This window comes from Paraburkholderia fungorum, from assembly GCF_003610895.1.
Classification (GTDB): Bacteria; Pseudomonadota; Gammaproteobacteria; order Burkholderiales; family Burkholderiaceae; genus Paraburkholderia; species Paraburkholderia fungorum_B.
Map to the genome: position 1 here is coordinate 73,864 of NZ_MCAS01000019.1, position 13,459 is coordinate 87,322.

Here is a 13,459-nt window from a genome sequence, read left to right on the forward strand (position 1 = left end):
CTTACTCGTCGATGCCGCCGGAAACCGGCTGGCCTGGCGACGTAGGCTGAATACTGTTGTCCCGCGACGGCGCCGCGGCGGTCGGTGCCGGTTCGCTGGCTGCGCGGGGTTTGTGCGGGACGCCGGATTTACGCGGCGCCGGGCTCCTTGCCGCGGCAGGCGCGGAAGCTGCGGCGGCTGCCGATGCGGCTGGTGCGGAAGCAGCCGCTGCGGTAGCCGGCGCTGCGGCCGTTGCCGATGCAGCCGCCGCAGCGGAAGCCGCCGCCGCGGCCGAAGCGGCGCCGGGCATCGGCAGCGGCGTGAAGCCCGCCGCGACCTTGACCGGCTGCGCCGCGTCCTGCGGCGTCGGTGCGCCGCCCACTTCAGGCGCTGACGCATCCTGGGTTGCCGAGGCCGCCGCCGCGACAGCCGCTGCTTCAGCACCGGGCTTGTTCTTGCCGACCAGGTAGTAATCGAGCACGCGGCGTGCGATCGGACCGGCGGCCTCAGCACCCCAGCCGCCGTTCTCGACGATCAGCGCGACCGCGATTTTCGGTTGTTCGACAGGCGCAAAGGCGATGAACAGCGCGTGGTCGCGCAAATGTTCCGCGATCGCGTGACCCTTGTAGTTCGCGCCTTGCAGCGAGTAGACCTGGGCCGTGCCGGTCTTGCCGGCTGCCTGATACGGCGCGCCGATGAACAGCTTCGAAGCCGTCCCGTTGGTCACGACGCCTTCCATTGCGTGCTTGATGAAGTCGATGTCCGATTGCTTCACGGCGATCCGGTCGCTCGGATCGCGCACGACCGCGCGCGTCTCTTTCGTGATCGGATTTTCGATGTCGCGCACGAGGTGGGGCTTCATCACGATACCGTTATTCGCGAGCGTGGCCGTGGCGTGGGCGAGTTGCAGAATGGTGAACGAGTTATAGCCCTGGCCGATGCCGAGACTGATCGTTTCACCTTCATACCAGCGCTGCTGCTCGGGTTTGCGGTACGCCTTGCGCTTCCATTCCGTCGATGGCAGGATGCCGCGCGCTTCGCCCGAAATGTCGATGCCGGTGATCTGGCCGAAGCCCCAGGGCTTCATGAAATTGGCGATGTTGTTGACGCCCAGATCGTGCGCGAGCATGTAGAAATACGTATCGTTCGACACGACGATCGCGCGGTTCATGTCGACCCAGCCCTGGCCTGAGCGCACGTCGTTGCGGAACGTATGGCCGCCGAACGTGTACGAGCCCGGATCCTGGAAGCCCCAGCTCGTGGTGCGCTTATGCAGCGTTAGCGCCGCGAGCGCCATGAACGGCTTGTAGGTCGAGCCAGGCGGATAGGTGCCGTGCAGCGGACGGTTCAGGAGCGGGTGGTCGGGCGAGTTGTTGAGCTCGTCCCAGGTCTGCTGATCGATGCCGTCGACGAACGAATTCGGATCGAAGCTCGGCGCCGACACGAACGCCAGCACGTCGCCGGTTGCCGGCTCGATCGCGACCAGCGCCCCGCGGCGGCCAGCGAAGGCCTGCTCGGCGACCTGCTGCAGGCCGATATCGAGCGACAGTTCGAGGTTGTTGCCCGGCGTTGCCTGGGTGCGCGACAGTGTGCGTACAGGCCGGCCACCGGCGGTTACTTCGACTTCCTCAAAACCGGTCTGGCCGTGCAGTTCCGTCTCGTAGCTCTGCTCGACGCCGATCTTGCCGATGTAGTCGGTGCCCTTGTAGTTGTTCGCGTCGAGGCGCGGATCGTAGTGGTCTGGATCGCTGTCGTTCTGATCGCTGGCGTCGTCGATACGGTCCTGATCGCGCTGCGAAATCCGGCCGATGTAACCGATCACGTGTGCCGCGGTGGGCCCAAGCGGGTATTGACGGAACAGGCGCGCGCGCACTTCCACGCCCGGAAAGCGGAAGCGTTGCGCGGTGAAGCGCGCGACTTCGTCGTCGGTGAGGCGGGTGCGGATCGGCAGGCTTTCGAAGTTCTTCGAGTCTTCCTGCAGCTTCTTGAAGCGACGCCGGTCGCGTGCGTCGATCGAGACCACGGTGGCCAGGTTGTCGATCACGTTTTCGAGCGTGTCGTTCAGCTTCGACGGGGTGATTTCGAGCGTATAAGCCGAGTAGTTCTTGGCCAGCACCACCCCGTTACGGTCGGTGATGATGCCCCGGTTTGGCACGATCGGCGCGACCGAGATGCGGTTTTCGTCGGCTTGCAGCGAGTACTTGCTGTAGTGCCAGACCTGCAGGACAAGGAAACGGAAGCCGATCAACCCGAAGCAGACGAACACGAACACGCCCGCCGCCGCGACGCGCAGGCGGAACTTCGAGAGCTGTTGCTGAGTGTCCTTGAATTCGGTCATGCGATTCTGCAAAAGGCCGTGTGACGGCCATCATGAGTGTGCGCCCAAACCGGCCGGAACCGGGAGGCATGAACAGCGATGCGCGTCGAGCGGGCCGGGTAAGCGGGTTCCATCGGAACGGCCGGCGTGCTCGATGCGTAGTTAAATTGGCCGCGTATCGTCCGGATCAGCCGGGCGGCGTTGCGGCATTAGCAGCAACATACTGGCGACCGGCCACAGCGCCGCTTCGACGAAGCCGTCGATCAGATAACTCCAGCCTGGAAACGCCGCGCCTGTCAGCAGACGGATCACGAACGGCACCAGTTGCGCGACGACCAGCAGCGGCATGACCGCGAAGGTCTGCACGCCGAGCGACATCCACAGCACCCGGCGATGGATCGTAATCGCGCCATACGACAACAACGTATACGCCAGCGCGTGCTCGCCGAGCAGGCTGGCGTTGTGTACGTCCATCAGCAAGCCGAGAAAGAACGCGATGCCCATGCCGACTTTGCGCGGCTGGTGCACGTTCCAGAACAGCAGCACGAGCGCGACGAAGTCCGGTACGCCGGCAAGGCGCCCCCACGGCATCAGATTCAGCAGGAACGCGGCGGCGAGGCTGAAGGCGATGAAGTACGGATTGACCGGCTGCAGGATGTATTGCGGACGGTTCATGGCTGGGCCCCCGGCGTGGCTTGCGGCTTCGTGCCCTTGTCAGCCTTGTCGGCCTTTTCAGCGGCCGGTTTCTTTTCAGTAGCGGCTTTCTTCTCCGTGCCGGTGGCTTTGGCAGGCGGCTTCTCAGCGGGCTTGGCAGGGGCGGCCGGTTTTTCGGCAGGCTTCGCAGCGGATTTGTCCGCCGTGGCCTTGCTGCCCTTCTTCGCTTTCACGTCTTTGGCGGTCGTGGCCGCGTCGGGTTCTTCCGCAGGACGAGGCGGCACATTGTTCAGATAGTGCAGCACCAGCAACTGACGCGCACCGCGCACCGGCGCAACCGGCAAGCAGATCACGCGCGCGAACGCCGTATCGGCCTGCTTGTCGACCCGCACGACCTTGGCGACCGGCAGCCCCGGCGGATAAACGCCGTCGAGTCCGCTGGTGACGAGTTCGTCGCCGGTTTGCACGTCGGCGCTGATCGGCACGAAGCGCAGATCGAGCGTATCGCCCTTCGGCGTGCCGTAAATCACGCTGCGCAGGCCGGTGCGCACGATCTGCACGGGCACCGCCTGATCTTTGTCCGTGAGCAGCGTCACTTCGGCTTGCAGCGGGAACACCCGGGTGACTTGCCCGATCACGCCGTCTTCGTTGACGACCGGCGAGCCGTCCTGGACGCCTTGCTGAGCGCCGCGGCCGATCACGACCTTCTGCGTGAACGGATCGCGCGTGTCGTACTGGATTTCAGCGGGCAGCGATTGCGTGGTCGAGCGCTGCGAGAGTTGCAGCAGCGCGCGCAGATGGGTGTTTTCGGCGGCCAGTTCGGCGGCCGTATTGGCTTGCTGCGAGAGTTGCAGATCTTTGGCGCGCAGTTTGTCGTTTTCGCTGCGCAATGTGGCGCTGGTCACAGCCAGGTCGGCCGCGCCCATGAAAATGTCGCGCGGCACGAGGGCTGCGCGTTGCAACGGATAAAGACCCGCGCCGAGCACGCCGCGAACGATTTCGAGCGTTTTGAAGCGTGCATCGGAGATCAGCAGGGCGAGCGCCAGCACGACGAAAAACACCAGCCGTGCGAGGGCGGAAGGGCCTTGCTTGAACAGGGGCGGCGGACTGTATTCCATGGTCGGCGCCGGGGGCGTGAGCGGTTGGGTGAGACGGCGGCGCGCGAGGGACGCGCGTTCAGCGCGCGGAGGCTGGCAGGCCCAGCCAACGGCAAACCGGCCCGCAAGGGGCCGTTTGCCTGATCCGCGCTACTGACATGGAGACGGGCTCGCTTACTCGTACGAGAAGATGCTGCCCAGCTTGTCCATGCGTTCGAGCGCCATGCCCGAGCCGCGCACAACGCAGGTCAGCGGGTCTTCGGCGACGAGCACCGGCAGGCCGGTTTCTTCGGCAAGCAGGCGGTCCAGGTCGCGCAGCAGTGCGCCACCGCCCGTGAGCATCATGCCGCGCTCGGCGATGTCGGCGCCCAGTTCCGGCGGCGTTTGTTCGAGCGCGATCTTCACCGACGACACGATCTGGTTCAGCGGATCGGTGAGGGCTTCGAGAATTTCGTTGCTGGAGATCGTGAAGCTGCGCGGAATGCCTTCCGACAGGTTGCGGCCCTTCACTTCCATTTCCTTGACTTCGGAACCCGGGAACGCAGAGCCGATTTCCTTCTTGATCGCTTCAGCGGTCTGCTCGCCGATCAGCATGCCGTAGTTGCGGCGGATGTAGTTGACGATGGCTTCGTCGAACTTGTCGCCGCCGACGCGGACCGAACCCTTGTACACGATGCCGCCAAGCGAGATCACGCCGACTTCGGTCGTGCCGCCGCCGATATCGACGACCATCGAGCCGGTTGCTTCCGACACCGGCAGGCCGGCGCCGATTGCGGCAGCCATGGGTTCTTCGATGAGGTAGACCTGCGAAGCGCCCGCACCGTGCGCGGCTTCTTTAATGGCGCGACGCTCGACCTGGGTCGAACCGCACGGCACGCAGATGATGATGCGCGGCGACGGCGAGAACATGCGTGATTCGTGAGCAGTTTTGATGAACTGCTTGATCATCTGTTCGGTAACGGTGAAGTCGGCGATCACGCCGTCTTTCATCGGGCGGATCGCCTCGATGTTGCCGGGCACCTTGCCAAGCATCTGCTTGGCTTCCTTGCCGACGGCCTGAATGGTCTTTTTACCATTGGGACCGCCTTCCTGGCGGATCGAAACCACCGACGGTTCGTCAAGAACGATACCCTTGCCACGCATGTAGATCAGCGTGTTGGCAGTGCCAAGGTCAATCGCCAGGTCGTTGGAGAAGTAGCTGCGCAAAAAACCGAACATTCAAAATCCTGTCTCGCTTGGGGCCAGCCCTCACAACGTATGCGCAGGGCGGCAGCGGAAAAAATAACAGCTTCAACCGGGCGGAAGCGGCGCCACAGGAACTTGAAGCTGCGAGGGAGTCTACCGGAGGCCGGTGCAAGGCCAAGACAGAAAAATCCGAACGATCTTTGGGAATTGTTCAGAAAGGCCTTGGTAAGTCGGTCCGGGTTTGGGTCGAACGCGTAATGATACCTTATAATTTTGGATGTTTTGAAGGAAACGGACGGCACTTTTTGCCGCCGCTGGCCCCTTTTTCGAGGTCTTCCTCCAGTGTCGTAACCCGCTGTCGCAGCATCGTTTTTCCCGCGCTGCGGCGGTCCACCACATTTTCCGGTGACTGCATGGCTCTGACCCTGACCGATGTTAAACGCATCGCGCACCTCGCGCGGCTCGAACTGGCTGAAGCCGACGCCGAGCACACGCTCGCCCAGCTCAATGATTTCTTCGGCCTCGTCGAGCAAATGCAGGCGGTCGATACCACCGGTATCGCCCCGCTCGCCCATCCGATCGAGCAGATCGAGGACGTGGCGCTGCGTCTGCGTAACGACGCCGTGACCGAAACGGTCGACCGCGAAGCTTTCCAGCGCCCGGCGCCGGCCGTGCAGGACGGTCTGTACCTCGTGCCGAAAGTGATCGAGTAAGTGATCGACCAAGACTCGCGAATCAAGCCCAGGATAAAACGCAATGCATGAAAAAAGCTTGACCGAACTGCGTGCCGCCCTAGCGGCCAAGGAATGCTCCGCAGTCGAACTGGCACAGCTCTATCTGAAGCGGATCGACGCGGCCAATAGCCTCAACGCCTTCATCCAGGTCGACGCCGACCTGACGCTCGCGCAGGCGAAAGCGGCCGACGCACTGCTTCACACCGGCCACGCCGGCCCGCTGGTCGGCCTGCCGATCGCGCACAAAGACGTGTTCGTCACCAAAGGCTGGCGCTCCACGGCCGGCTCGAAGATGCTGTCGAACTACGAAAGCCCGTTCGACGCGACGGTGGTCGCGCGTCTGCAGAGCGCCGGCATGGTGTGCGTGGGCAAAACCAATATGGACGAGTTCGCGATGGGCTCGTCCAACGAGAATTCGTACTTTGGCCCCGTGCAGAATCCGTGGGATCGTCAGGCTGTGCCGGGCGGTTCGTCGGGCGGCTCGGCGGCGGCTGTGGCGGCGCGGCTCGCGCCGGCTGCCACCGGCACCGATACGGGCGGCTCGATCCGTCAGCCGGCGTCGTTCTCCGGCATCACCGGCATCAAGCCGACGTACGGCCGCGTGTCGCGCTACGGCATGATCGCGTTCGCGTCGTCGCTGGATCAGGGCGGCCCGATGGCTCAAACAGCCGCTGATTGCGCCACGCTGCTCAATGCCATGGCCGGTTTCGACGAGCGCGATTCGACCAGCCTCACGCGCGAAGACGAAGATTTCACGCGCTACATCGGCAAGACGTGGAAAGAAGACGGTGCGGACAAGCCGCTCGCCGGTCTGCGCATCGGCTTGCCGAAAGAATATTTCGGCGAAGGCCTCGCCAGCGACGTGCGCGCCTCGATCGACGCTGCATTGAAGCAATACGAAGCGTTGGGCGCCACGCTGGTGGAAGTCTCGTTGCCGAAAACCGAGCTGTCGATCCCGGTGTACTACGTGATCGCGCCGGCGGAAGCCTCGTCGAACCTGTCGCGTTTCGACGGCGTGCGCTTCGGCCATCGCGCGGCGGAATACGGCGATCTGCTCGACATGTACAAGAAGTCGCGTGCCGAAGGCTTTGGTCCGGAAGTGAAGCGCCGCATTCTGGTGGGCGCCTACGTGCTGTCGCACGGCTATTACGACGCGTACTACCTGCAAGCGCAGAAGATCCGCCGCATCATTGCGCAGGACTTCCAGGAAGCGTTCAAGCAGTGCGACGTGATCATGGGGCCGGTGGCGCCGTCGGTGGCGTGGGACCTGGGCGCGAAGGGCGACGACCCGGTGCAGATGTATCTGGCCGACATCTACACGTTGTCGGTGAGCCTCGCCGGTTTGCCGGGCATGAGCGTGCCGTGCGGCTTCGGCGCCGGCGCGAACGCGCAGCGTCCGGTGGGTCTGCAGATCATCGGCAACTATTTCAATGAAGCCCGGATGCTGCAAGTGGCCGACGCGTTCCAGCGCGCGACCGATTGGCACCGCAAAGCGCCGGCAGGAGTGTGAGCACCATGACCAAGCAATGGGAAGTCGTGATCGGTCTGGAGACCCACGCGCAACTGTCGACCGAGTCGAAGATTTTCTCGGGCACCGCCACGCAATTCGGCGCTGCGCCGAACACGCAGGCCAGCCCCGTCGATCTGGCATTGCCGGGTACGCTGCCGGTGATGAACCGCGGCGCCGTGGAGCGCGCGATCCAGTTGGGTCTCGCGATCGGCTCGACGATTGCGCCGCGCAGCATTTTCGCGCGCAAGAACTACTTCTACCCTGATCTGCCGAAGGGTTATCAGATCAGCCAGTACGAAATCCCCGTCGTGCAGGGTGGCCAGGTGACGATTCAGGTCCCGGCTAACGAAAAGGCGGGTAAGGAAGCGTACGAGAAAGTCATCAACCTGACGCGCGCCCACCTCGAAGAAGACGCGGGCAAGTCGCTGCACGAAGACTTCGCGGGCATGACCGGCATCGACCTGAATCGCGCCGGCACGCCGCTGCTCGAAATCGTTACCGAGCCGGAAATGCGCAGCGCGGCCGAAGCGGTCGCGTATGCCAAGACGCTGCACACGCTGGTCACGTGGCTCGGTATCTGCGACGGCAACATGCAGGAAGGCTCGTTCCGTTGCGATGCGAACGTGTCGGTGCGCCCGGTCGGTCAGGCGGAATTCGGCACGCGTGCCGAGATCAAGAACCTGAACTCGTTCCGCTTTCTTGAAGAAGCGATCCAGTACGAAGTGCGCCGTCAGATCGAACTGATTGAAGACGGCGGCACGGTGGTGCAGGAAACGCGTCTGTACGATCCGGACAAGCGCGAAACGCGCTCGATGCGCAGCAAGGAAGATGCGCACGACTACCGCTATTTCCCCGATCCCGATCTGATGCCGCTCGTGATCGACGCGGCGTGGGTCGAGCGCGTGAAGAGCGAAATGCCGGAACTGCCGGTGGCGATCCAACAGCGCTTCGTCACGCAATATGGCCTGACGCCGTACGACGCCAATGTGCTGACGTCGAGCAAGGCCATGGCCGCGTACTACGAAGCGGTCGTCCTCAAGGTCGGCCCGGCGAATGCCAAGGTCGCGGCTAACTGGCTGATGGGTGAAGTGTCGTCGCAACTGAATCGCGAAGACCTGGATATTGCTGCAAGCCCGGTTTCGTCGGCGCAACTCGCGCTGCTGCTGCAACGTATTGCCGACGGCACGATCTCGAACAAGATCGCCAAGGAAATTTTCGTCGCGATATGGGAAGAGAAGGCCACCGACGAAGCCGCTGCCGATCGCATCATCGAAGCGAAGGGTTTGAAGCAGATTTCGGACACCGGCGCGCTGGAAGCGATTCTCGACGAAGTGCTCGCCGCGAACCCGAAGTCGGTTGAGGAATTCCGCGCCGGCAAGGAAAAGGCGTTCAACGCGCTGATCGGTCAGGCGATGAAAGCCACCAAGGGCAAGGCCAATCCGGCGCAGGTCAACGAACTGCTGAAGAAAAAGCTGTCCTGAGTTGAAGCAATGTGGCCGGCGCGAGTGCGCCGGCCATCACGGGCTGTTGCCGGAAACGAAAGTGGGGCAACGGCCCGTTTCATTTTGCGGGCGACGTTTTAACGCAGATCACGGAGAGTGTGAATGGCGAAGCAACCCGAACTCGACGATTTCCGTGTGCCGTATTTCGACGACGGCAAGAAGAGCAGCAAATTCTCGCTCGACGCTTTCGACCCTGCCGCGAAGCCTTTTTCGAGTGGTTCGAAAGATGCGGACCGGGCGCGTTTGTCGGAGATCGGTGCGATTCTCGACACGCAGCAGGAGTGCCTGCACGCGCAGCAGAAACGCCGGGTATTGCTGGTGTTGCAAGGCATGGACACGAGCGGCAAAGATGGCACGATCCGCGCGGTGTTTCACGAAGTCGATCCGCTTGGTTTGCGTATCGTGGCGTTCAAGGCGCCGACACCTGTGGAACTGGCGCACGATTTTCTCTGGCGCGTGCATGCGCAGGCGCCCGCGGCCGGTGAGTTGACCATCTTCAACCGCAGCCACTACGAAGATTTGCTGGTACCGACCGTACTCGGCAATCTGGATGCCGAAGCATTCGAGCAGCGCTGTGGTCATATTCGCCAATTCGAAAAACTGCTGGCCGACAGCGGCACGGCCATCGTCAAATGCATGCTGCACATTTCGAAAGACGAGCAGCGCGCGCGTTTGCAGGCCCGTATCGACGATCCGAACAAGCACTGGAAATTCGACGTCTCCGATCTCGAAGCGCGCAAACAGTGGGACCAGTATCAGGCGGCGTACCGCGACATGCTGGCCGTGACGTCGACCGAATACGCGCCGTGGTACGTGGTGCCCGCCGATTCGAAGACCCATCGCAATGTGATGGTCGCCGAGCTGTTGCTGCGTACGTTCGAAGCGTTAAAGCTCGAATATCCACCCGCCAAAGAATCGCTGAAGGGCGTCAAGGTCGAATGATCTTGCGCCTTCGGCCTCGTGCTCCAGAAACGTCCAGAAACGAATTGAACATAAAGGAAACGACATGTTGCGTGTGATTACCGCCAACCTGAACGGCATCCGCTCAGCGGCCAAGAAGGGATTTTTCGACTGGTTCGGCGAACAGAAAGCGGACGTGCTGTGCGTGCAGGAAATCAAATGCTCGCAAGACGATCTGACGCCGGAGTTCATGTCGCCACACGGTTTCACCGGCTATTTTCAGCATGCGGTGAAGAAGGGTTATAGCGGCGCGGGCGTCTACACGCGGCATGAGCCGGATGAAGTGGTGATCGGGTTCGGCAGCGAGGAATTCGATCCGGAAGGGCGCTATGTTGAATTGCGCTTTGGCAAACTCTCGGTGATCTCGGTGTATGTGCCGTCGGGATCGAGCGGCGACGAACGCCAGCAGGCCAAGTTCCGCTTCATGGACGAGTTCATGCCGCATCTCGCGGAACTGGCTCAGGAGCGCGAGGTGATCGTGTGTGGCGACGTGAACATCGTCCACAAAGAGATCGACATCAAGAACTGGAAGAGCAATCAGAAGAATTCAGGCTGCCTGCCGGAAGAGCGCGAGTGGCTCACCAAACTGTTCGACGAGGTCGGTTATGTCGACGTGTTCCGCACGCTCGATCAGCGGCCGGAACAGTACACGTGGTGGAGCAACCGCGGTCAGGCGTATGCGAAGAACGTGGGGTGGCGGATCGATTATCAGATCGCCACGTCGGGTATCGCGGGCAAGGCGAAACGCACCGACGTGTTCCGCGATATCAAGTTCAGCGACCATGCGCCGCTGACGGTCGATTACGACCACAAGCTCAAGAAGTAAGCATCAATCCGTGAGCGGTTTGCGGCGCGGGCGGCCCATGCCGGCGTAGTCCGGCAGCGCATCCACGCTCTTGCCGATTGCCTTTGCATAGAGCGGCAGCATATCCGGCAGGCGCTTGATGATGTCCTGGCGCCGCGCCGGCGTGTACGGATGCACGTAGATAAAGCCCTGATCGCGGTTGCTGCGTGTCGCCGTAGCCAGTTTGTCCCATAGCGTGACCGCGGCGCGCGGATCGAAACCGGCGCGCGAGGCAATATCGCTGCCGATCACGTCGGCCTCGGTTTCGTCGGTGGGCTCGTACTTCATCTCCAGCAGGCGCGAGCCGATGCCGAGCGGCGCCGCGCCCAGATCGGCAAGCCCGAACAGCTGCGGGATCGTGCCGGATGAATCGAGCTGGCTCGCCTGCAGTTCGCCGAGCCGCTCGCGCGCATGCTCGCGCAGCGCGTGCGCGATCTCGTGACCAATCAGCATGCCGAGTTCGTTGTCGTTCAGACGCACGCGATCGAGCAGGCCGCTGTACACGACGATCTTGCCGCCCGGCAGGCAGTACATGCGGATATCGGGCGAACGCACCACCGCCAGATCCCACTTCCAGCCCTTCGCCCGCTCGTTCCACTTCAACGAGTAGGGAATCAGCTTGTCGACGATCGAACGCACCCGCGTGACGTGAGCGTCGTTGTCGCCATAGAGACTGTTCGCGTGCTGGGCGCCATACACGATCTCGTTGAATTCCTGAGCGGCTTGCGCCTCGAGCATGGGCGACGGGATCAGGTTGCGAAACACGAGGTAGCCGCCGTAGCGCAACTGTGTGTTCGGCGCACTGTAAGTTGGGGGCGTGGGGACGTTGGAGTTTGCGGCGGGCGTGGACGTGGCCGTAGGCGCTTTCGCTGCGGTAGCCGGTGCCGGCGTCGCCGCGGGCGTTTTTGCCGTAACCGGCGCGGGGGGCGACGGCTGCGTGGAAGCCGGCGGCGTGGCGGCTGCGGGCGCGCTGCCGGCGGTCGTGGCGTTGTTCGCGCCCGGTGCCGTCGATGTGGCGCTTTCGGGACTCGCCGCGCCGACTGCCGATTTTGCGGCAGGGACCGCTGCGGGTGCGGGCGTTGGCGTTGATGACGGCGCGCTGGCGCCGGCCGCCGGCAGGGTCGTGGCGTACGCGCTCAGCGGCGCACCGAACATGAGGTTCGCGCAACCGAGCGCCAGGGCCATACGCCGCACCGCGAGGCTAGCCTTGGGCGAAGTCACCCCGGTGGTATCCGAATTCCTGCGCACCACGCGCTTCAGCAGGAGCGCTGTCACGACCGGGTTCTCCAGGGCGCGATGCGCAGCAGAAGCAGCATGCCGGGTAGCGCCAGTGCGGTACACACGATGAAGTAGTCGAACCAGCCGATCCGCGCGACTACATAGCCGCTTGCCGCCGAGGCCAACGTGCGCGGCACCGAGGCCAGGCTCGTGAAGAGCGCGAACTGCGTGGCGGTGTAGCGCGGGTCGGTGGTGCTGGCAATGTAAGCGGTGAAGGCCGCCATCGTCAGACCGGTCGCGAAGGTTTCCAGCCCGTAGACCAGCGCCAGCGCGACGGAGCGCGGATCGAGCTGCACAGTCCAGTCGACGCCGACTAGCGCGAGCAGCTTTGAAGTGCCCTGGCTCAGCCAGACGGCGATGTCATAAATCGCGGTAAGACCAGGCGAGGCCGGGCCAAGATGCGCAAGCCAGGCGAAGCCGAGTGTCGACACCATCTGCAGGATGCCGAAGATCCACAGTCCACGGCCAATGCCGATTTTCATCAGCCAGATCCCGCCGACGATCCCGCCCGCGAGACTTGCACCGAACGCGGTGGTCTTGGCGATCACGCCGATCTGCGTGCGCGAATAGCCGATGTCGAGAAAGAACGACGTGGACAGCGTGGTCGCCATCGTGTCGCCGAGTTTGTAAAGAAAGATGAAGCCGAGCACGAACAGCGCACCGCGCCAGCCGTCGCGTTGAATGAACTCGTGGAATGGCTCGATGATCGCGTCGCGCAGATTCTTCGGGGGTGTACCGTGCACTTCGGGCTCGCGCACCACCAGTGTCATGATCATGCCAGGCACCATGAATGCCGCCGTGACGATAAAAACGGTGGTCCACGGCAGGTGGTCGGACAGGATCAGCGCCAGCGAACCCGGCACCAGCGCGGCAATCTTGTACGCGTTCACGTGTACCGCATTGCCGAGGCCTTGCTGGGTGTCGCTCAGCAGCTCGCGCCGGTAGGCGTCGATCGAGATGTCCTGGCTCGCGCCGAAGAACGCGACCAGCGCGGTCAACGCGGCCACCGTCCAGATCGAATCGCGCGGCGACACGAAACCCAAAGTCGCAATCGCGCCCGCGACCAGAATCTGCGTGACCAGCATCCAGCCGCGCCGTCTGCCCGGACGCCAGCCCGGCAAACGCGGCACGTAGCGGTCCATCAGCGGCGCCCAGACGAATTTCCAGGTGTAGGGGAACTGGATCAGCGCAAAAAGGCCGATTTCCTTCAGATTGACGCCTTCGGAGCGTAACCACGCCTGCACCAGATAGACGAGCGTGAACAGCGGCAGTCCCGACGTAAAGCCGAGAAAGACGCAGATCAGCATGCGCGTATTCAGGAACGCGCGCCAGCCGGGATGTTCTTCGTGAGCGGTAAGTGCAGGCGCCTCGTGCGGCGGGTTCGACATGTGAATAAGTG

Annotated in this window: 11 protein-coding genes; 5 read left to right on the forward strand and 6 right to left on the reverse strand. The window is 63.1% G+C overall.

What is annotated here, in order from left to right; all coding sequences use genetic code 11:
- Nucleotide 1 precedes the first annotated feature (1 nt).
- From mrdA to BCY88_RS19270, 4 genes are all read right to left on the reverse strand, one after another.
- A complete protein-coding gene (gene mrdA / locus BCY88_RS19255; protein WP_120345795.1) occupies nucleotides 2-2,317 on the reverse strand; it encodes a penicillin-binding protein 2 in 2,316 nt (771 codons plus the stop codon).
- Between the two features lie 141 nt (nucleotides 2,318-2,458).
- Nucleotides 2,459-2,971, reverse strand: a complete 513-nt coding sequence (gene mreD / locus BCY88_RS19260) for a rod shape-determining protein MreD (RefSeq protein ID WP_097390898.1) — start codon at nucleotides 2,969-2,971, stop codon at nucleotides 2,459-2,461.
- Nucleotides 2,968-4,068, reverse strand: coding sequence for a rod shape-determining protein MreC (gene mreC, locus BCY88_RS19265; protein ID WP_120345796.1), 1,101 nt, complete (start codon nucleotides 4,066-4,068; stop codon nucleotides 2,968-2,970). Before mreC ends, mreD begins: the two co-directional genes overlap by 4 nt.
- Before the next feature lie 153 nt (nucleotides 4,069-4,221).
- Entirely contained in the window at nucleotides 4,222-5,265 is a 1,044-nt protein-coding gene (locus tag BCY88_RS19270; protein WP_004189550.1) for a rod shape-determining protein, read from the reverse strand.
- A 380-nt stretch (nucleotides 5,266-5,645) separates the two neighbouring features.
- On the opposite strand from BCY88_RS19270, the gene gatC reads away from it, so the two are divergent.
- The 5 genes from gatC to BCY88_RS19295 all read left to right on the forward strand — a co-directional run bounded on the left by gatC (nucleotide 5,646) and on the right by BCY88_RS19295 (nucleotide 10,764).
- Nucleotides 5,646-5,945 (forward strand): Asp-tRNA(Asn)/Glu-tRNA(Gln) amidotransferase subunit GatC, encoded by a 300-nt coding sequence (gene gatC / locus BCY88_RS19275; protein ID WP_120345797.1) that lies wholly within the window; start codon nucleotides 5,646-5,648, stop codon nucleotides 5,943-5,945.
- A 43-nt stretch (nucleotides 5,946-5,988) separates the two neighbouring features.
- Nucleotides 5,989-7,476 (forward strand): Asp-tRNA(Asn)/Glu-tRNA(Gln) amidotransferase subunit GatA, encoded by a 1,488-nt coding sequence (gene gatA / locus BCY88_RS19280; protein ID WP_120345798.1) that lies wholly within the window; start codon nucleotides 5,989-5,991, stop codon nucleotides 7,474-7,476.
- A 5-nt stretch (nucleotides 7,477-7,481) separates the two neighbouring features.
- Complete coding sequence (gatB, locus tag BCY88_RS19285) at nucleotides 7,482-8,957, forward strand: Asp-tRNA(Asn)/Glu-tRNA(Gln) amidotransferase subunit GatB (RefSeq protein WP_120345799.1); 1,476 nt, start codon at nucleotides 7,482-7,484, stop codon at nucleotides 8,955-8,957.
- Nucleotides 8,958-9,080: 123 nt separating this feature from the next.
- The gene (locus tag BCY88_RS19290; protein WP_120345800.1) at nucleotides 9,081-9,920 is read left to right on the forward strand and encodes a PPK2 family polyphosphate kinase; all 840 of its coding nucleotides are present in this window, start codon (nucleotides 9,081-9,083) and stop codon (nucleotides 9,918-9,920) included.
- Between the two features lie 64 nt (nucleotides 9,921-9,984).
- Entirely contained in the window at nucleotides 9,985-10,764 is a 780-nt protein-coding gene (locus BCY88_RS19295) for an exodeoxyribonuclease III (protein ID WP_120345801.1), read from the forward strand.
- 3 nt (nucleotides 10,765-10,767) lie between these two features.
- Here BCY88_RS19295 and BCY88_RS19300 read toward each other — a convergent pair whose 3' ends face one another.
- Together BCY88_RS19300 and BCY88_RS19310 are read right to left on the reverse strand one after the other, a co-directional pair.
- Nucleotides 10,768-11,967 carry a M48 family metallopeptidase gene (locus BCY88_RS19300; RefSeq protein ID WP_259461452.1) on the reverse strand — a complete coding sequence of 400 codons (1,200 nt, stop codon included), beginning with the start codon at nucleotides 11,965-11,967 and terminating at the stop codon, nucleotides 10,768-10,770.
- Between the two features lie 86 nt (nucleotides 11,968-12,053).
- Nucleotides 12,054-13,448, reverse strand: coding sequence for an AmpG family muropeptide MFS transporter (locus BCY88_RS19310; protein ID WP_120345804.1), 1,395 nt, complete (start codon nucleotides 13,446-13,448; stop codon nucleotides 12,054-12,056).
- Nucleotides 13,449-13,459 lie beyond the last annotated feature (11 nt).